This is a genomic window from Spirosoma migulaei (assembly GCF_054776855.1).
This window is the reverse complement of the sequence record NZ_BAAHBG010000002.1, coordinates 368,339-387,794: the sequence shown is the minus strand read 5'-3', so window position 1 is coordinate 387,794 and position 19,456 is coordinate 368,339. Positions and strand designations below refer to the sequence as shown.

At 48.0% G+C, this 19,456-nt stretch carries 14 protein-coding genes and 1 tRNA gene; 6 read left to right on the top strand and 9 right to left on the bottom strand.

What is annotated here, in order from left to right; genetic code table 11:
• Nucleotides 1-2: 2 nt before the first annotated feature.
• Nucleotides 3-530: a hypoxanthine phosphoribosyltransferase gene (gene hpt / locus ACYVGO_RS02710; protein WP_460967391.1), complete on the bottom strand. Its 528-nt coding sequence runs from the start codon at nt 528-530 to the stop codon at nt 3-5.
• Between the two features lie 131 nt (nt 531-661).
• On the opposite strand from hpt, the gene ACYVGO_RS02705 reads away from it, so the two are divergent.
• On the top strand, nt 662-1,876 hold the full coding sequence (locus tag ACYVGO_RS02705; protein ID WP_460967389.1) for a tetratricopeptide repeat protein: 1,215 nt from the start codon (nt 662-664) through the stop codon (nt 1,874-1,876).
• Nucleotides 1,877-2,121: 245 nt separating this feature from the next.
• Here the strand turns inward: ACYVGO_RS02705 and ACYVGO_RS02700 are convergent, their stop codons facing one another.
• From ACYVGO_RS02700 to ACYVGO_RS02690, 3 genes are all read right to left on the bottom strand, one after another.
• On the bottom strand, nt 2,122-2,880 hold the full coding sequence (locus tag ACYVGO_RS02700) for a succinate dehydrogenase/fumarate reductase iron-sulfur subunit (protein WP_142770307.1): 759 nt from the start codon (nt 2,878-2,880) through the stop codon (nt 2,122-2,124).
• Between the two features lie 101 nt (nt 2,881-2,981).
• On the bottom strand, nt 2,982-4,919 hold the full coding sequence (locus ACYVGO_RS02695; RefSeq protein WP_142770306.1) for a fumarate reductase/succinate dehydrogenase flavoprotein subunit: 1,938 nt from the start codon (nt 4,917-4,919) through the stop codon (nt 2,982-2,984).
• Between the two features lie 93 nt (nt 4,920-5,012).
• On the bottom strand, nt 5,013-5,708 hold the full coding sequence (locus ACYVGO_RS02690; protein WP_142770305.1) for a succinate dehydrogenase cytochrome b subunit: 696 nt from the start codon (nt 5,706-5,708) through the stop codon (nt 5,013-5,015).
• 384 nt (nt 5,709-6,092) lie between these two features.
• Here ACYVGO_RS02690 and fabD point away from each other — a divergent pair, with 384 nt between their 5' ends.
• The 3 genes from fabD to ACYVGO_RS02675 all read left to right on the top strand — a co-directional run bounded on the left by fabD (nt 6,093) and on the right by ACYVGO_RS02675 (nt 7,572).
• Nucleotides 6,093-6,968 carry an ACP S-malonyltransferase gene (gene fabD / locus ACYVGO_RS02685; protein WP_460967386.1) on the top strand — a complete coding sequence of 292 codons (876 nt, stop codon included), beginning with the start codon at nt 6,093-6,095 and terminating at the stop codon, nt 6,966-6,968.
• 126 nt (nt 6,969-7,094) lie between these two features.
• Nucleotides 7,095-7,165: transfer RNA gene (locus tag ACYVGO_RS02680), tRNA-Gln, on the top strand.
• Between the two features lie 260 nt (nt 7,166-7,425).
• Nucleotides 7,426-7,572: a hypothetical protein gene (locus ACYVGO_RS02675; protein WP_168207721.1), complete on the top strand. Its 147-nt coding sequence runs from the start codon at nt 7,426-7,428 to the stop codon at nt 7,570-7,572.
• A 23-nt stretch (nt 7,573-7,595) separates the two neighbouring features.
• Here ACYVGO_RS02675 and ACYVGO_RS02670 read toward each other — a convergent pair whose 3' ends face one another.
• The 3 genes from ACYVGO_RS02670 to ACYVGO_RS02660 form a co-directional block, all read right to left on the bottom strand.
• Nucleotides 7,596-8,219, bottom strand: a complete 624-nt coding sequence (locus ACYVGO_RS02670; RefSeq protein ID WP_460967384.1) for a DJ-1/PfpI family protein — start codon at nt 8,217-8,219, stop codon at nt 7,596-7,598.
• 65 nt (nt 8,220-8,284) lie between these two features.
• Entirely contained in the window at nt 8,285-9,643 is a 1,359-nt protein-coding gene (locus tag ACYVGO_RS02665) for a sensor histidine kinase (protein WP_460967383.1), read from the bottom strand.
• Between the two features lie 110 nt (nt 9,644-9,753).
• Nucleotides 9,754-12,693: a ligand-binding sensor domain-containing protein gene (locus tag ACYVGO_RS02660; protein ID WP_460967381.1), complete on the bottom strand. Its 2,940-nt coding sequence runs from the start codon at nt 12,691-12,693 to the stop codon at nt 9,754-9,756.
• Between the two features lie 441 nt (nt 12,694-13,134).
• Between ACYVGO_RS02660 and ACYVGO_RS02655 the strand changes: the two genes are divergently transcribed.
• Nucleotides 13,135-13,359 carry a YgaP family membrane protein gene (locus tag ACYVGO_RS02655; RefSeq protein WP_142770301.1) on the top strand — a complete coding sequence of 75 codons (225 nt, stop codon included), beginning with the start codon at nt 13,135-13,137 and terminating at the stop codon, nt 13,357-13,359.
• Between the two features lie 86 nt (nt 13,360-13,445).
• Here ACYVGO_RS02655 and ACYVGO_RS02650 read toward each other — a convergent pair whose 3' ends face one another.
• On the bottom strand, nt 13,446-13,841 hold the full coding sequence (locus ACYVGO_RS02650; RefSeq protein WP_142770300.1) for a LytR/AlgR family response regulator transcription factor: 396 nt from the start codon (nt 13,839-13,841) through the stop codon (nt 13,446-13,448).
• Nucleotides 13,842-14,485: 644 nt separating this feature from the next.
• On the opposite strand from ACYVGO_RS02650, the gene ACYVGO_RS02645 reads away from it, so the two are divergent.
• Nucleotides 14,486-14,866, top strand: a complete 381-nt coding sequence (locus tag ACYVGO_RS02645) for a response regulator (RefSeq protein WP_142770299.1) — start codon at nt 14,486-14,488, stop codon at nt 14,864-14,866.
• Nucleotides 14,867-14,912: 46 nt separating this feature from the next.
• Here the strand turns inward: ACYVGO_RS02645 and ACYVGO_RS02640 are convergent, their stop codons facing one another.
• Complete coding sequence (locus ACYVGO_RS02640) at nt 14,913-19,307, bottom strand: beta strand repeat-containing protein (RefSeq protein WP_460967379.1); 4,395 nt, start codon at nt 19,305-19,307, stop codon at nt 14,913-14,915.
• Nucleotides 19,308-19,456 lie beyond the last annotated feature (149 nt).

Below are 19,456 nucleotides of genomic sequence, written 5' to 3'. Positions count from 1 at the left end.
TACTAATCAAGCACCAATATATCCGGTGTATTTCGGCCCAGGCCGTCATAATCCAAGCCGTAGCCTAGCACAAATCGGTTTTCAATTTCAAAGCCAACATACTGTAAATCAATTGGTTTTTGTAAGGCTTCTGGCTTGAATAGTAACGTAGCGATGGCAAGTGATGCCGGTTCCTGAGCCAGAAGTTGATCCCGAATATCACAAAGGGTTCGGCCCGTATCGACAATATCTTCAACTACAATCAGGTCTCGACCTGTTACCGATTCAGTTAGCCCCAGTATTTCTTTAAGCTGCCCGGTCGACTCGGTTCCTTTGTAGGAAGAAACCCGAAGGAACGTGATTTCGCAGGGAATCGTTAACTTCTTCGCCAAATCGGCAGCGAACAGAAAGGCTCCGTTCAGTACAACCACGATGAGTGGTGTTTTACCAGCATACGTCTGGTTGATCTGTTCGGCCAGTTCCTGAATGCGCGTTTGAATGGCTTCGGCGGTAATAAACGGGACGAACGTTTTGTCTTTTACAGTTATCATATCAGCGTCTGTGGGGCGGCAAAGATACGCTGATACGGAGGTCGCTGACAAAAAATCGACGGAAAAATAACAATTGGCAAACGCACGGCCGATGGTTTACGTTGATATACTAACAAATTAATTTCGACAAAATGAAGAAACTTGTGTTGACGATATGGTTGATGGGCATCGCTCTACTAGCGCAGGCTCAACTCTATGACCCGTCGGCGTTTGATAAGGTCTATGATGGTCTGCTTAAGCACCCTGGTGTTCAGATTGAGTCGGCGGAGGCTATCAACCAGATGTATAATTATAAGTTCTACGAGGCCGATAAGGAGTTCAGATGGTTGCGGTTGCGTTACCCAAAACACCCCATGCCCACGTTCCTGATGGGATTGGCTGAGTGGTGGAAAATCGTACCCAATACAGATGAAACGGGCTATGATGACCAGTGCCTGATGTACATGGATTCTACGATTACCCTGGCCGAAGAACTATATGATAAGAGCGAGAATAAACTTGAACCCTCGTTTTTTCTCGCGGCTGCTTATGCCTTCAAAAGCCGACTTTACTCGGAGCGTAAAAAATGGGCAAAGGCTACATTTGCGGGTAAAAATGCGCTGAAGTACTTCGAAAAATGCAAGGGAAATGCCGATTTCAGTCCTGAACTGTTATTCGGCGATGGGATGTATAATTACTATGCTCAGTGGATTCCCGAAAATTACCCGCTCTTAAAGCCGATTCTGCTATTTTTTCCGAAAGGAAACAAAGTGAGTGGCATCAAAGAGTTGGAGAAAACGGCAAATACAGCTTTCTACACCCGCGTTGAGGCTCGCTATTTCCTGGTTCAGATTTACAGTATGGAGAATCAGTACGACAAGGCGTACCAGATGTCGAAGTACATGAACGAGCAGTATCCTGATAATCCATTTTTTGAGCGGTACTTCGCCCGGTCAGCCTTTGTAACAGGCCGTACGAACGAAGCGGAACGGGTATCTAAAGATATTCTTGAAAAAATTAGCCGCACACAATCGGGTTACGAAGCGGTAAGCGGTCGAACAGCAGCCTATATTCTGGCTTACATTAACGCCATATTTTATAAGAATACTCCCGAAGCCAAAAAATATTACCAGCAAGCTGTCGATTTCTCTAAACAGACAAATGCAACGACGTCGGGCTACTATTTATCGTCAGTCATCGGGCTGGCCAAAATTGCGACCGAAGAGAAAGACTACGACCTTGCTCAAACATACTTTAAAGAAGTAATCGACAAGGCGGAACGTAAATCCAGTCAATACAAGGAAGCAAAAAAAGCGCTGGACGACGCGAAGAAGTCGAGACGGGAAGAGCGCAGGAAGCGGAATTAACGTTAAACTTTTTGCTGTTGTATCCTTCGTTCTCGCTTGGCTACGCCGAGTGATGTATATTCATTCAAGGGCCTCTGGCCCGTGTTTAGTAATTTGCAATTCTCCGGCCAGAGGCCGTTAAAAGTATACCACTCACTCGGCGTAGCCAAGCGAGAACGGGGAGACTTTCTGAGCGTATTGCATCCCTTTAACCAACAGAAAGCCCGACCAGGATAACTGGTCGGGCTTTCTGTTGCTAATTTAGTTTATCCCTGAACGTTATCCGAAGTCAGTTTCGCACCCAGGTACTCGCGGTTCATACGGGCAATGTGATCCAGCGAAATGGATTTGGGGCACTCAACCGAACAGGCACCGGTGAACGAACAGGCACCGAACCCTTCGGCATCCATTTGCGCGACCATACGCTCAGCCCGCTCCTTATGCTCCGACTGCCCCTGTGGCAGAATAGCCAATTGCGACACTTTTGCCGAAACGAACAGCATAGCCGACGCATTTTTACAGGCGGCTACACAGGCACCACAACCAATACAGGCAGCAGCATCCATTGCCTCATCGGCAATGCTACGGGGAATCAGAATTTCGTTGGCGTCGGGAGCCGAACCGGTGTTAACCGATACGTATCCACCGGCCTGGATGATCCGGTCGAAGGCCAGCCGATCGACCATAAGGTCTTTGATGACCGGGAAAGCGCGTGCCCGCCAGGGTTCAACCACAATTGTATCGCCATCATTGAATGAACGCATGTGTAACTGGCAGGTTGTAGCTCCCGTTTGCGGACCGTGTGGCCGTCCGTTGATATACATCGAACAGGTACCACAGATACCTTCCCGACAGTCGTGGTCGAAGGTAACTGGATCTTCTCCTTTCCGGGTCAGGGAGTCGTTCAGTACGTCGAACATCTCCAGAAAGGACATATCTTCCGATACGTTATCCAAATGATACTCAACCAGCTTGCCCGCTGTATTATTATTTTTCTGTCTCCAGACTTTTAGGTTAATTTTCATCTTTGACGGATTTACGGTTTACGGTATTCGGGTTATGGTAGGCTGGCGAAAGCATCTCTTGCGTCAGCCTACCATAACCCGAATACCGTAAACCCATCACTTTATTTATAACTCCGCTGTGTCAATTTTACATTCTCAAATACCAGTGGTTCCTTATTGAGCAACTCAGGCTTACCTTCACCCTGATACTCCCAGCCAGCCACGTAGGCATAGTTAGCGTCATCGCGAAGGGCTTCACCATCGGGGGTCTGGTATTCCTCTCGGAAGTGACCACCGCAGGATTCATTGCGGTTCAGGGCATCGTCAACCATGAGTTCACCTAGCTCAATGAAATCGGCTACACGACCGGCCTGCTCCAATGCCTGATTCATTTCGTCAGCATCGCCAAGTACTTTCGCATTCGACCAGAACTCCTTCTTCAGGGCCTGAATCTTCTGCTTGGCGAGTTGTAGACCTTCTGCCGTACGCGACATACCACAGTATTCCCACATAATATGGCCCAGTTCTTTGTGCAGATCATCAACCGGCCGTGTCCCTTTAATGGCAAGGAGTTTACTGATTTGAGCGGTAATGTTTTTCTCGGCCTCCTTAAATACGGGAGAATCAACCGGCAGTTTATCGGCTGGGCCAATCGTTGCCAGGTAGTCACCCACCGTGTAGGGGATAACGAAATAACCATCAGCCAGCCCCTGCATCAGCGCCGATGCCCCTAAGCGGTTGGCACCGTGGTCGGAGAAGTTCGCTTCGCCAAGTGCGTACAGACCGGGAACCGTAGTCATCAGGTTGTAATCGACCCACAAACCGCCCATTGTGTAGTGAACGGCAGGATAGATCATCATCGGCGTTTCGTACGGATTTTCGCCAGTGATTTTTTCGTACATCTCGAAGAGGTTACCGTATTTGGCCTCAATCGTTTTCTGACCATCGCGTTTGATTGCGTCGGCAAAGTCCAGATAAACAGCCAGTCCGGTTTTACTAACACCCCGGCCTTCGTCGCACATGTTTTTGGCGTTCCGCGAGGCTACGTCGCGGGGTACAAGGTTACCAAATGATGGGTAACGACGTTCCAGGAAGTAATCACGCGCGTCTTCGGGCAGATCGGTTGGCTTTAACTGACCTTTCTGAATCTTCTGAGCGTCTTCTTTCGATTTTGGCGCCCACACCCGTCCATCGTTCCGCAGCGACTCCGACATCAGCGTCAGTTTCGACTGGTAATGGCCCGATACCGGAATACAGGTTGGGTGAATCTGTGTAAAGCACGGGTTACCGAAAACAGCACCCTTTTTGTGTGCCCGCCAGGCTGCCGTAACATTACAGCCCATTGCATTGGTCGATAGGTAGAATACGTTGCCATAGCCGCCTGTACAAAGCAGTACTGCATGAGCTGAATGCGATTCGATTTTCCCGGTAATCAGGTTCCGAACAACAATACCACGCGCTTTACCACCCTCAACCACGAGGTCGAGCATTTCGGTACGTGTGTATAATTTCACTTTCCCGTTAGCCACCTGACGGCTCAGTGCCGAATAAGCACCAAGCAGCAATTGCTGCCCGGTTTGGCCACGGGCATAGAACGTACGCGATACCTGCGAGCCACCAAACGAACGGTTGGCCAGTGTCCCGCCGTACTCCCGGGCAAACGGAACGCCCTGCGCCACACACTGGTCAATAATGTTCACGCTGACTTCTGCCAGCCGATGAACGTTACCTTCGCGGGCGCGGTAGTCACCACCTTTAATGGTATCATAGAACAAACGGAACACGCTGTCGCCGTCGTTCTGGTAGTTTTTAGCGGCATTGATACCTCCTTGCGCAGCAATCGAGTGCGCCCGGCGAGGGCTGTCCTGAAAGCAAAACGCCTTCACGTTATAGCCCAGTTCTGCCAATGACGCAGCCGCCGATGCACCGGCCAGGCCAGTACCCACTACAATAATATCGTATTTACGTTTGTTGGCTGGGTTAACCAGTTTCAACGCAAACTTATGCCGTGCCCATTTCTCGGCTAAAGGACCTTCGGGGATTTTAGATTCCAGTTTCATTCGTCTAATTGTGAATGAGTACATGAGCGAATGAGTGAATAGATCGCCTTGAGCTGAGTTATTCACTCATTTGCTCATTCACTCATTGACTCATTAAATTATATGGTGAACCTGTAAATACACGTAAATTGGCATAGCTGCAAAGGCAGCCGGAATGATAATGGCAAAGAAATATTTACCCAGGAACTCAATCACGGGCGTATATTTTTTGTGCCGGATACCCAACGTTTGGAAACCGCTCTGGAAACCATGGGCCAGGTGATACCCAATGGCCACCATACAGATTACATACAGTATAACGTACCACAGTTCACCAAACGCAACCTGTACCACGGCATAGAGATCTTTGTATTGCTTACCATCGTACTCGGCCATAGGAACGGCACCGAAGTGCATCTCGTACCAGAACGTCCGCATGTGAATGATGATGAACAATAGCAGAATCGTACCCAGAATACCCATATTCCGGGACGACCAATCACTGTTTGCCTCTGGCTTGCTATAGGCATACTTGACGGGCCGCGACGCCTGATTGTGGCGCGTGAGCACAAAAGCCATGAGTGCATGTACCAAAATAGAGGTATACAGTAAATAGGAAACGGTCATGATAAGCGGATTGTGGGTCATGAAGTACGTATACTCATTGAAGGCCCGCCCGCCATCACCCTTAAATAGCTGTAAATTACCAGCCAGGTGAACAATTAAAAATGAACTTAAAAACAGCCCCGTCAACGACATTATGACCTTGCGGCCGAGGGAGCTGGACAGAGTTTGTGTTACCCAAGCCATACGGTGAACGACACGAAAATTTAGTGTAAACGATTGAAAAAAAGCCGCTTTAAACGGCGCATCAAAGCTAAAGCACAATCGCCATGGAAACAAGATTAAGCGCCTTTATCGGCGGTTTTATGACTTATTTACAGCTTGTATAAATTATCTTATTAAGCTGGTTTCGCAACAGTATGTAGTAGTCAATTGTTTGTTGGGTTGTTCGTTGCGCAAGAAAATAAATTAGCCGAGCGTCAGGTATGAGTTCTCACCAGGCCAGACGCACGGTAAAGCACTGAAAAATAAAAGATTAGTTATAAGCGCTGGATTACCTATTTGACCAATCCTAATAATCCCGCTATTTTCGCACCCTTCGACCGTTTTATCTGTCAAAAGAATTTCATTATGAACGCATACGTATTTCCGGGTCAGGGTTCACAGTTCCGTGGAATGGGACACGATCTCTATCAACACTCCGAAGCTGCCCGCCAATTGTTCGAGGAGGCCAATGACGTACTGGGCTATAGTCTGACCTCCATTATGTTTGAAGGCTCCGACGATGATCTTAAGCAAACCATTTATACGCAGCCCGCTGTTTTTTTGCATGGCGTAGTACTGGCACTTACCACGGATTCTTTCGCTCCCGAGATGGTAGCGGGCCACTCGCTCGGCGAGTTGTCGGCGCTTACAGCGGCTGGGGTACTCTCGTTTGCCGATGGTCTTCGGTTAGCATCCGTCCGGGCAACGGCCATGCAACGTGCCTGTGAATTGGTCCCATCCACTATGGCAGCCGTGCTGGGTTTGGCCGATAAGGGCATTGAGGACGTATGTGCGGGCATCACAGAAGAGATTGTTGTTCCGGCCAATTACAACTGCCCAGGCCAGGTTGTTATTTCGGGCAGCTTGGCCGGGATTCAACTGGCCGAAGAGCGGTTAAAAGCTGCCGGTGCTAAACGCGTGGTGCCGCTGGCGGTAAGTGGTGCTTTCCACTCCCCATTTATGGAACCCGCCCGAACGGAGTTTGCCGAAGCCGTCCAGAACATGCCGTTTAATGCCCCCCGCTGTCCGGTTTATCAGAACGTAAACGCCCAGCCCACCACCAACCCTCAGCAAATCAAAGAAAACCTGATTGCCCAGCTCACATCGCCCGTACGCTGGACACAATCTGTAGAGCGCATGGTTGCCGATGGAGCCACTGCCTTTTTTGAGTGCGGCCCTGGTAAAGTGCTACAGGGATTGAGTAAAAAAATTAGCCCTGCTACGCCGGTTGCGGGTATTTGAGCAACTAATAGCCCTTTGTAAATCAGCGGGTAAGGGATTTGTTCGAACAAAAAAGCTACTTTTTTTAACCCACTATTTGTTTTTAACGCCCATCATCGGTTATCTTTGCACTCGCAATTGCAAAACAGCCCGATAGTATAAGGGTAGTACGACAGATTTTGGTTCTGTTTGTGGAGGTTCGAATCCTTCTCGGGCTACACAAAAAAGCCGCTAGATTCACATCTAGCGGCTTTTTTGTGCTTAATTCTGTAGATTTCCTAATGCTTTTATAAGCTATCCCGCACCTTATTGAACCGGTCTACTTACTACGTCTTTTACTTTCTATGTAAATAACTACCTGCGCTTGAGCCAGCGTTGAAGCGGTAGGCTAACAGCTTGTCACGTTCCGTATTGGAACGCGGCTAAATTAAATAAAGCGTTTTTGTCTGGCTGGTGTTGTATAGGAAACCCCACGAGTATGGCACACGAGGAAAAGAAGAACAAGAATATCAAGAAAGTAGCCACGAAAGCGCCCAAGGTGCATGGCGCGCCTAAAGTTCCCAAGTACGAACAGAACGAAGCGGGTATAATGCCCCCAGGGTTAACCCCCAAAGTCAAGAAATAAGCGAAAACCGCGCGTTATAGCGATCACGCCCAGTAGTCGTACTGCATATAACGCGCGGTTTCGGTAGCCTCTGCCGGACCATGCAATTCGCTAACTACATACAACGACGCGTCAATACCGGCCGAAATCCCCGCCGAGGTGATGATCTTTCCGTTATCCACCCAGCGTTCAACGGGTCGTAGCTCCGTTTTAGGGGCGGCTTCACGCATGCCGTCCAGGGCCTTGTAGTGCGTTGTGGCAGCCAGACCATCCAGCAGACCCGCTTTCCCCAGAATAAATGCCCCTGTACAAACCGACAGAACCAGTTCGGCCTTTTCGGCCTGTCGCTTCACCCAGGCCAGCACGACCGGGTTGTTCATCTCCCGTCGGGAGCCGTAGCGCGTACCATCGGGATGAATGCCACCGCCACCCGGCACCACCAATACGTCGGCCTGCGGGTGATCATTGAGCAGATAGGTTGGTGTAATGCACAGGCCGTTACGGGCATAAACCGGTCCGCGTTCGGCTACCGTAAACACGCGAAACGGCGGCTCCGAAAAACGCGTTTGCCCACTCTGCCGACCCGTTACCCCGAACACCTCGAATGGTCCGGCAAAGTCGAGCACTTCAATTTCATCAAACAATAAGATCGCTACCGAACGTGCCATTGGCTTGCATTTCCTGCGTTTAGTTCCAGAAATAAGATTAAGCGCCTAAGATAGCTGCTTCTGGGTTACTGTTGCGGAGCCAATTCGCTTAACGATTCAATGAGCGGTAGCCGAACGGTAAATCGGCCTTCTCCTTCAATAATATCCGGAGGAAGCTGATCAAGCTTTTGGTATTGGGCAAGAATGGTTGATAGCCCTACTCCATTTGACAATACGGGTGCACGCTTACGCTGAAGATTATTACTCACCACCAAATACCCGGCATCATCCGTAACAATGTTGATCCGTAAAGGCTCATTGGCCAGCACGATGTTGTGCTTCACGGCATTCTCAACCAATAGCTGAAGGGTAAACGGAGGCAGAAGTTTAGCCTGGTAAGCAGGATTGACCTGGACCGTTAGCGTTAACCCACTACCATGACGGGTTTTAAGCAGATGATAATACGACTCAATAAAGTCGAGTTCGCTGGCTAGTGTCGTTAGCGCCTGGTTACTCGTTCGTAGAAGGTAGCGATAAACCTGACTAAGCTGATCCACAAAATGACTGGCCCTCCCCTGATCGTCGTCGATTAAGGCAGATAACGAGTTTAGGCTGTTGAACAGAAAGTGTGGGTTGACCTGAGCCTGCAAAGCACGAAGCTGAACATTGGTTTTTTCCTGCTCTAATCGCTGCATTGCCAGTTCAGCCTCCAGGCGCTCCTGCTTAATTTGTTCGGCTAGCTGCGTTTGTTCTACCGCCTTTGCAACGGCCACATATCGTTGGTAGAATACCAGGCAAAGCGAAAAGCTGAGTAACTCAAGAATACGCTCTCCCCACAGTAGCTGCCTTTGCAGGTCGATCGACACCACATTGTCCGGGAAAGGCCATCGATGCAGCAAAGCGTATATCAACACATTCAACTCACTGAGCAGCATAAAAACACTGCCCATAATAAATGTCTTTCCGATGGCATCCTTTCGTCTGGCAGCGATACCTATACCCATCACACTGATTCCGATCATCAGGCACCAGTACATTCCTGAAACGATATGGCCTGCCACGGACCGATACCAATTTTCATCTGACAACGAAAATAGCCCTACATTGATCAGCATGCAGATTGTCAAACCAACTTGTCCCCAGCGCCACCTTCTTTGGGCTAAAGATGACCAGTTGGCCCCGTTAAAGAGCAAGTAGATCAACTCCAGAAAAATGATTTTTATAAGTCCTCGGTGGAGACTATGAATAATCAAATAGCCCGCTTTAGGTAAGGGAACGGTTTCGGCAAATAAGGCAAAATAGATCGACTGGGCAAACGAGATAAGCACCAGCAACGTAAATAGGCCATCAATCCAGCTTGGTGAAAAACTCCATCGAACGGCGTTTAGTAGCCAGATGGCACTAACGGCCCCAAAATAGAAAAATAGGACTTCCTCGCCAGACATACGACAACGAAAGAGATTATTCTTATTTCTACGAATATACACATACTCGACAAGACTGACAGCGTTACACCTGGACAAATAAGCCAATCCGTATGCCCCATCAGTCCAACCTATAGCGGAATTCGGATTTCGACACGGGTGCCGGTTAATGGTGCTACTTTATCAATAATGGTTAGTGTAGCTTCTTTTCCCAGTTGTTGGTTAAAAGCCTCAAAGGTGTCTTTCGTGATGGATTCTCCCCGAGAGGTATGTCCTTCTTTTTTTTGACTGTTCCCTCGTCCTACGCCATTATCATCAATAACGCAAAGCAGTGTATCCGCCTGTTTTTCAACCTGAATCAGCAGTAATTTATCGCCCTTTTTGGGCATCAATCCATGCCATATGGCATTTTCAACAAAAGGCTGGAACAACATAGGTGGCAACAGCGTGTCATACAGCACCTCATCATCGGCGATAACGAATTGGTAACTGAACTCCTGATTAAACCGCATAGCCTCCAGTTCAACATACATTTGTAGGGTTTCAATAACCCGCTCCAGTTTCATTTGCTGATAATTGGAATTATCTAAAATCTTCCTGACCAGTTTGGAAAATTTCGACAGGTACTTAACCCCTTCAATCGGTTTGTTCGTGATAATAAAGTTCTGGATTGAATTGAGCGAGTTGAATATAAAATGCGGATTCATCTGGCTTTGGAGGGCTTTCAGTTTCCACTCGCTGATTTGTAAAGCCGTTTTGTGCTTTTCGTTCAGGAAACGGATTCTGAACTGAACGGCTGCCACTATAGCACTGCCAATGGCCAGCACAACCAGGACTCGAAACCACCAGGTTTTCCAGAATGGAGGAGTGATCACAAAGGTGAATGCTGCCTCCTTTCGGCTTTCTATACCATCTGCGTTGATGGCCTTTACGTGCAGCGTATACGTGTTAGGTGCCAGGTTGTTAAAATTAATACTGTTCTGATTCGAAAACGCGGACCAACTGGCTTCTGGCAATCCATCGAGCTTGTACGTATACCGGATACCGGCAGGATCGCTCAAACTGATCCCAACAAATTGAAAATTGAGGGCATTCTGGTAATACGGCAACACCGCATCAGCCGCAACAGTCTGCCCCTGGGTTGATGACTCATGTGTGTTTTGTAAACGTTGGGCCGAAACAATATGAACCGGCGGGCTAATTGTGTTCGTCGGAATGTCTTGTATAACAAACCGCATGGCTCCTTTTGAGGTGCCCGCCCAAATATTGCCGACATCGTCTTTCAGAAAGGAGACCACCTGCCAGGTATTGTCCAGAATGCCACTATTCCGGTTAAAGATTCGGGACACATATTGTCCTTTCTCTTTTGGTCGCTTCAGATCAATACGCATAATGCCGCCAAAAGACCCTACCCATAGTTGTCCTTCGTTGTCAAATTCCATATCGAGTACGCTGTCGTTCTGGAGGCCCTGGCGCATGGAGATGGTTTCGACCGAAACGATAGCCCCCTTGTCATCCACCCGGATTTTTCGGATCCCCTTCCCAATGGTTCCCACCCAGATAGCGCCCGCTGCATCTGCTTTGATGGATTGAATGAATACGTTTTCTGTATTCGTCTTTTTAGACAGGTCTGTCCATCGTTTACCGTCAAATAGCCGTAAACCGTACGTACCTATCCATAAACGGCTTTGTTTGTCCTGATACAGGGCCAGAATATCATCCACTGCCATAGCGGGTGGTGGCGTATAGGTTATCCACTGGTCTCGTTGAAAGCGGAAGAGTTTCTCTCGATTACCCATCCAAATGGCGTCGTGTAGGGTATCTTCAAGAAAAGCGGAACAGAATTTACCCGTGGCCGTTAGTTTCCCGATTCGGCCAGCGCTGATTTTATAAACGCCATCGACATCACAGGAAACCCATAAATTTCCGTTATGATCGAACTTTGTAAAATGGATGGGGAGGCCACTGGTTTTGGTTGCGTTAAAAGCGGGAAAAGGTTGAAAGAAGGTGCCACGTCGGTAAGCGGAAAAGGCCCCGTTGCTGCCACCAAAATAGATGACACCTTGTTTGTCTTTACCAAGCGAATAGATCTCATCGTTCAATAATCCATCTGCTTTGGTAAAAACATCTATAAACCGCTCTTTGCATTGAATTAATCCTTCGGGCGATGTAAGCCAGATCGTACCCTCAGCATCGGTACAGATACCCAGGCATTTATCACTGGGCAGGTAATTTTTCGTGTTTAGGGTCGTGACGTTACCTTTATCAATACAAATAGCACCCTGGTTGGTAGCCAGCCACAACCGATGTCGCTTATCCGTCAATATGTTAAAGACGCGTAGGTTAGCGGGCAGTATCTCCGAATAGATCGGGTGAACCGTTCCCGATTTGTATTCAAGCACACCTTGCTCATAAGTCCCGATCAACATCTGCTCGCCTACTCGTACAAGGCATCGAGCTTCAACCGGTTGGCCGCTGGGGTAGTTTATTTCGACAAACCGGTTTTTATCGAACAGAAAAAGATGGTCTGTATTACTAACCAGCAACTGCCCCGAAGGCGTCTGGCAGACACCCCAAAGGTGCCTAACGGGTTGGTTATGCACATCGAGTTGGTAGAGCCTGGGAACTGCGTCGGGGTTGTCGAACACCAGTAAGCCCTGATCACTGGTAGCCCAGATACGTCCATCCCTGGTTTGTGTAATCGTGTAGACGCGTTCAATAGGTATGTTTCCAACAGTCGTTATGGTTCGAAAATGGCCATGTTTCCAGCTGTTAATGCCGTTGAAAGTGCCAATCCAGATAGTATGATCTTTATCCTGATAAAGACTTATAGCCTGGTTATTGACTAACCCATTGTTAACAGTGAAATTTTTGAACGTCGTCCCATCAAAGCGCCCCACGCCCCCATATGTACCTACCCACAAGTAGCCATCGTGATCCTGAAGTGCGGTAAAACAATACGAGGAAGGAAGCCCATCATTCGCCGAAAACTGCCGACAGATAAACGGCTGACCTATTGCATAGACGACAGCAAAGAGGTTAATAGAAACCAGTAGTAAGGTTTTAAGCAACGTACAGTTCAGTATGTCTGAGTTAATAGGGTAGCACTTCTGAAAGTTACCTTCTTGCAAGCAGGTCAACAAAAAAACCTTTTTTCGACCTAGAAAACAACCACCAATATACTTCAGGTAAAACAAATTCCAGATGCATCCTATCTCGGAAAGAATACGCTGCTACTGGCACGTTTAACCCGCTCTGCGGCATCGGTGTGACCTAGAGATACCGGGCGTTCAAGCAGACCAACGATCCGACTTACTAACGGGAATAGTATACGCTGTGCCAGGATAAGAAGCGGTTATGTGTTGGGAAATTTCTGAATGCGGGGTAGCTAATTACGCATAAAACAGACTAACGCAAAAAACAAAAAATCATCATCTTACGACCTGATATTCATCATATTACAACTAGAACGGTCCTTTTACTTTTGGTCGTATAAACCAGATCCAAAGGCCATGAAACCAAACCTAGGTAATGTAGATATTGTACTCCGTCTTGTTGTGGGCGTGAGTCTGATGATTATCCTGTTTGTTAAGGAGATAACGTTTCCGCTTAACTGGCTGCTGATATGCTTATCCTTTGTTCTATTAATAACAGGCATATCGGGTTCCTGTCCGCTTTACCGTATACTGGATATCAGTACACGCCTGCATCGTAAAGAAAACAGGCTAGACCGCTAACGAACCCTCCTTCCGTGATAGACGACAAAGTTGTTTGTTAAAGCGACCCACTGACTACTAATTCAGGCTCTTGAATCATGCCCGAGTTAGTAGTCAGTGGGTAGGCAATGAGCTGCTAACAACTGATGGGACGAAAGCCACCGACGGCGCGATATAGGGAGAATTGCCCCTGATTGCAGGTATACCAAACCCCCTTTATCCGTATTCGTTCGCTCTATTCGCCTTATGTACTGTAGGTTAACGATGCAATTGCGGTGCAGTCGAATAAAACAATCGTCGGGCAATCTGTCCATGTAATATTTCAAGGTACGTGGCATGAGCATCCGTTGCCCATTCTGCCAGTGGAGCCAGCAATAATTACTGATCGCTTGCAGGAACATCAGATCTGCAACCGGAAAATCAAGTTTACCACGTTTACGAATGTATACTTTGAGAGCTTTCGCTGGCAGAGGAAGTCGAAGAGGATTAAGGTTAGTGTTCATATCGGGTGTACTATAGTGTCGATCCCATGCCTGCGTAGACAATCATAGCCATTGCAGATACAGCGGCATAAACAGTTGATTCACAAACGCTCTGCTAGGAGCGCCAACAAATGTGTTAATGAATCGACGGAAGCAGTATGATTTGAATTAAGTGCATAGCCAATATTGGTCAATATTTAATTTATAGCAACCTATATATTATTTATATAAACATAATGAAATCCTATTTTCAGTATTACATAGGCTCGTTACCTTAGTTCATAAATTACTGCCGAGACTTCAAATAAATATTTTGTTGTTTTTCATATATATAAAACCAAAAAGCTATACTTTGTTTAACTTTTAACACCTTATTATTGGATAAAAGTTAAACAAAGTATAGCTTTGGCTAGCAAGACGCTCTATACGTGAACGTATACCTTATAAGCTAAATTTATTGATAGTCTTCCAACGTAGTTTTTATAGACCCCTTGGGCATCATGGACTCTATATACGCTGGTTATTAACACAATAGCACCAAAAGAATCTGTTTGGAGTAACACCTACACTACTTAAAAAACCGTTTGTAGCCAAGTGAACCATCGTTAGTGAGTACGATCAATCATGCTGTGATAATTACGTTTAATTCATTCTCCTTAGCGTTTATGAGAACCCTACTTATCATTGAGGACAATACCGATATCCGTGAGGGTACAGTTGAACTATTAGAACTAGCGGGCTTCCGGGTGTTATCGGCCCCTGAAGGAAATACGGGCCTGGAATTGATTCACAAATGTAAGCCGGACCTGGTTTTTTGTGATGTATTGATGCCAGGCCTAAGTGGATACGATGTATTAACCAGCATACGAAGAACGGTTGAATTTCAGGATCTTCCGTTCTATTTTATCTCAGCACTGGCTGAGCCAATTGACGAGCGAAGAGGGCTGGAATTAGGCGCAATGGGCTACCTAAAAAAACCGTATACAGAAGACGATCTGCTGAACAGCATTAACAGAGAGTTTTCGTCCCCTGGTCAACACACATAAAATAGACTGTCTAAATCCTGATTAATAGCTCATCAGATTATCACCGCTACAGTCCAGTAACAATTCGGGAATACACGTTATTAGCAGAATTGCTGTCGTAAGTGTTTGCTCCGTCGTCCTGCACATTAACAATGATATTCGAAACACTACCCGAATTGGCTGTTGTGCGGGTTATGCTAAATCCTAATACAGCCTGACCACCCGCTCCGATCAACTGCCCACTATTAATACGCAAACTCAACTGGCGGTCTGCCACATTACTCGTAACTGTCCACTTCGTATTAGCCACTGTAACCGGATTATTGGACCCATCTGTCACATTGATGCTGGTGAGGGTATTATCAAACGAAACGGTATAACCAGCTGGTGCGGTCATGGTAATGACAATAGTACCCGCAGTAGTTGGTAATCCGCCCACTTCCCCAATCGTGACAATAAAGTTGCGGGTAGCATCAGGACCACTCACGTCAAAATTAGCTTGGGGCAAATCTACCGTGGGCGACAGATCGTGCTGCTGGGCTGTACCCAGGGTAATCACTTCGCTACGAAACTTCTTGAAATTGGCCTGCGGTAAGTCCTTGGCAATTGTGGCATCGTTGTAATAAACCGCATCTCCATTGTCAACAAGTAACTGAATTTGACTAGTTGCCGTTAAATCAGCCGGTACCTCTACAATCGCTTCAAAGCTTCCATCTACCGCCAGCGTAGCCAGGTTATCGGCCCGAAGCACCGGTGCATCCGTGGCTGCTCCCGTCCAGGTGTAGAGTCTGAAATCATCAGGCGGAGTATTCGAAGCACCACCTGATGATCCGGCGATGATCAGGTACTGATTAGCCGCATTTTTTCGAATCTCCCGGATGCCGCGACCACCCAGATCCAGCTCAATGGGGGCGCCAAAGGTAGCGGAACCCAGCGTTCCACCCGTAGACGCCAAAATACCAGCCAGATTTGTGACAGGAATGATCAACGCCTTTGTCCGGCCTGGCAAGGGTACCTGCGGGGCACGGAAGCCGATATAAACGGTGCTACCATCGGGCGCAAATTCAGCCCCTTCAATGTTGTAGCCAGAAGAAGCTTTCGGGTCTGTAGCGGCATCGGCGCTGGCCTGTAAGCCGTAATAGTTTGCTCCTTTACCATGACTGTTGTTCACATCCCAGGCAACAATATCCTCCCGTAGGTAGTCGTAGCGGCTCACATAAGCCAGGGTCGTATTAGCACCATTTAGGGTTACATCCGTAGCATACACCCGGTCGCGGTTCGGTCGTGCCCCTCCACCTGCTTTGTTACTCTGTGAGCCAAACCAGTAAATGCGTTTCCCCGCTATAGCCGATGCCTCAAGAGCTACTTCTCGAGGTACTCCACCTGCCAGATCAGTCAGATTTAGTGAAGAGCTATAATCAAATCCGGCCAGCGGCAAGCCTGAGTTCTGCCGATTGTAAAGTCGAAGAACCTGGTTTTCGCTATCGCCCACCAGCATATAATCCGCATCGACACGGATAGCGGTAGAGGCATCACTAGCTCCAGTATGGAACCGGGTCAATGCGGGCGTAGTTGAAGCCGCCGAAACGGCATAATTAAGTACATAAGAACCCGATGCGGTACTGCTACTAACAGTGAGGGTTATCGTGGTATAACCAATCCCATTGGGTGTGATTTTGAGATTCCGGCTGGCTCCTGTTCCGGTCAAATTCAGATTGGCATCGGTCACGACGCTGGCATTGCTACTACTGGCGGTCACGGTCAGATTAGTGGCGGCACTTAGGGTAAAATTTAGGCCAATAGTACTAGCTGGATCAGTGGGGTCATTCAGTACGCCACTCACAAAGGCAGGGCCGCTGCTGGATAAGTTGAGATAGGCCGAGTTAGTTGTGGCATTAATGCTAACGGACCGATTAAGGGGAATAAAGTAACCTCCAGGGTTACCTACGTCGCCGGTAGTAGCCATGTAAGAATCCTGACTATCATTGACGACGGAGAGCTGCCAACCACCCGTATTCGTTTGACCCAATAAATTACGCTGTGGCCAGGCGCTTACAAACTGCGTACGGACCGTACCCGATGGATTAGTCCCCTGATCATTGAACGTAAGTCGGGCTACGAGATTAGTACTGGCATCGTAGATATTGATCTCATCGCTTCGGCCCAGATTCTGACTATTCTCGCCCACTACTTTGACGGATGCGGGAAGAAACCAGAACGACCGAAATTGCTCGGCGGTGGCATCGGTAATAATCACCGATTCGTTAGGCTGAACAATACCGAATGCGCTGACTCCGGTAAACGATCCTGGTTGCCGCGAGTTATCATCGAAACTCCAGCCGGTCAGGTCAATCGGCGCGTTACCCACATTCGTCAATTCAATGAATTCTCCAACACCAGATCCCCCCTCATTAGTTGATGCATACATGTATTCCGTAATCTGAATTAACCCTGCCGGGGTTGCACTAACTAAAAGTGAAAATGTAGCGGTAGCCGTTTGGCCCGTTGGATCACTGGCCACAACGGTCACCATCTGTACACTACTGGCCGTAGGTGTGCCATTAATGATCCGGGTGTTGTTATCAGCCGACAGTCCATTGCCCACACCCGAGATTGCGTAGGTTAACGACTGACTTTCCGGATCTGTAAACGCCGGTACTGTAAAGCTGAACGCCGTACCAACCGTGGCAGTCTGATTCGCAATTGACGGGGCAACCGGTGGCTGATTGGTGTTGATAGTAATGGTGAATGTACCGGTTGCAGAGAGTGAACCGGAATCTGTAACAACCACCGTTACGGTTGAAATACCCGTAGTTGTAGGCGTACCACTTATAAGTCGGGTAGCATTATCGACCGTTAAGTCGCCGGGTGCACCGGTAATTACATAGGTCAGTGATTGGCTTTCAGGATCAGTGAATGCCGGAATTGTATAGATAAAGGGTACCCCAACATTCCCTACTTGATTGACAAGCACAGGAGCTGTAGGCGGCTGGTTACCTGCCCCTACAATGGTGGTAACGGATTGAGCCGAGTTGTTGACTTCGTTGCTTTCAGAAACGGTGTTTAACGGATCAACCTGTGCGATACCACTTACGAGCGTGCCGGTTACGGTAGGTGTGACGCTAACCGTAAGGGTGGTGCTCCCTCCCGCGCTTAGCGTACCGTTGGAAAATGTAACGATACCTCCTGACTCATTAGCCGTAAAGCCACTGGCTCCAACGGCGGTAGTGTAGGTAGCGCCCGATGCTGGCAAAGCAACCTGAGCGCTAATGCCTGAAGCACTGGCACTCCCTGGGTTACTAACAACTACAGAATAATCGAATGGCTGATTAACGATACCCGCGGCTGGCGCGGCAAGCGTTATGGTAAGATCGGGCTGGGGCGTTACCGGAGCAAAAGCTACCCCTCGAAAACTTGTGTTGGCTGGGGCAGTAGTTACTAACGAAACTGTTGCGTCTGAACCCGTATCCGTGACTTTTATCAGGCGGTTCGCCGTACTTTCGGTTGTCGTGGCATAAATCACGGGGCTGGCACCCGAGAAATCAGCAGCAACACCAAAGGCTCCATTGGTGGAACCAGCGCCTGTTCCAAATGTATACGCTAAGGACCATACGCTGCCATTGAATGTCCATTTCTGGATTCCTCCTCCATTCGCCACTGTTCGGCCATCGGCAATGTAGCAAATCGTACCAGCAGGATTAAAATAAAAGCCTGCCGCATTCGATCCCGTACCCGTGTCGATAATCAATGAAATCGGTTGCCCCGCCGTGGTGGGCAACCCAGAACCAACCTGATAAATCCCTAGTGATGTGGATGTACCCGCACTTGATTGGGTTGAAAAGTAAAGTTTGCTGTTAAAAACAGCCACTGCACGCGTATTAACTTTGGCGTTCTGGACGGTAGCGGCCGTACCCGTACCAAAATAATCGGTCCCATCATTGCCTCCTGCAGACCAGAAGTTCGTTAACCCATCCGAAGCAGCTCCTCGTATATTATTTGCCGAATGGAAGGTATTGCTCACTGCAACCCGGCTGAACGTACCTGCTGGATCAACTGTACCTATTGCCCGGTTAATGGTAGCGCTCGTTGCATTTGCCAGTTGCGTTGAGTTTGGCAGTGTTTGCGCATAACCCCCAAATACGAGTAAACGACCATCTTGCGAACGGGCCAGGAGACCTTCCGAAGCAGCACTTCCACTTATAATGAGTGCGTCACCGCCAGACGATGAGACCGTAACCGCTGTACTTGCCGTTCCGGTAGGCGTAAACTCTCGAAGCACAATTGGATTACCCGTATTGACTAGCGAGCCCGTTCCTGTACCCGCCTGAAGAACAACTAAATTTCCGGGCGTATACTGAGCGAAACCCTGTTGTATAAACAGTAATCCCCCGCCAATTACAGGCGCTATTCGTGAAAATAATAGCTGCCCAATTTGCTTGATTCCAGATATAGATCGCGTCATAATAGGCTGAATGTTAAGATTGTGGATGATATTTTAGTAAAGCATAAGTAGGCACTGCGCTACTTTCCCGGGCTATATGAATTCCTGTTTAGGCTAAAGGCTGCATTACTTCGGGCCAATTAATTTTACCCTCAGATCAACTTTTCACA

Bases quoted from the DNA above. Each gene is read 5' to 3' on its own strand.
- hpt (WP_460967391.1), bottom strand. From the start codon at position 530: ATGATAACTGTAAAAGACAAAACGTTCGTCCCGTTTATTACCGCCGAA.
- ACYVGO_RS02705 (WP_460967389.1), top strand. From the start codon at position 662: ATGAAGAAACTTGTGTTGACGATATGGTTGATGGGCATCGCTCTACTA.
- ACYVGO_RS02700 (WP_142770307.1), bottom strand. From the start codon at position 2,880: ATGAAAATTAACCTAAAAGTCTGGAGACAGAAAAATAATAATACAGCG.
- ACYVGO_RS02695 (WP_142770306.1), bottom strand. From the start codon at position 4,919: ATGAAACTGGAATCTAAAATCCCCGAAGGTCCTTTAGCCGAGAAATGG.
- ACYVGO_RS02690 (WP_142770305.1), bottom strand. From the start codon at position 5,708: ATGGCTTGGGTAACACAAACTCTGTCCAGCTCCCTCGGCCGCAAGGTC.
- fabD (WP_460967386.1), top strand. From the start codon at position 6,093: ATGAACGCATACGTATTTCCGGGTCAGGGTTCACAGTTCCGTGGAATG.
- ACYVGO_RS02675 (WP_168207721.1), top strand. From the start codon at position 7,426: ATGGCACACGAGGAAAAGAAGAACAAGAATATCAAGAAAGTAGCCACG.
- ACYVGO_RS02670 (WP_460967384.1), bottom strand. From the start codon at position 8,219: ATGGCACGTTCGGTAGCGATCTTATTGTTTGATGAAATTGAAGTGCTC.
- ACYVGO_RS02665 (WP_460967383.1), bottom strand. From the start codon at position 9,643: ATGTCTGGCGAGGAAGTCCTATTTTTCTATTTTGGGGCCGTTAGTGCC.
- ACYVGO_RS02655 (WP_142770301.1), top strand. From the start codon at position 13,135: ATGAAACCAAACCTAGGTAATGTAGATATTGTACTCCGTCTTGTTGTG.
- ACYVGO_RS02650 (WP_142770300.1), bottom strand. From the start codon at position 13,841: ATGAACACTAACCTTAATCCTCTTCGACTTCCTCTGCCAGCGAAAGCT.
- ACYVGO_RS02645 (WP_142770299.1), top strand. From the start codon at position 14,486: ATGAGAACCCTACTTATCATTGAGGACAATACCGATATCCGTGAGGGT.
- ACYVGO_RS02640 (WP_460967379.1), bottom strand. From the start codon at position 19,307: ATGACGCGATCTATATCTGGAATCAAGCAAATTGGGCAGCTATTATTT.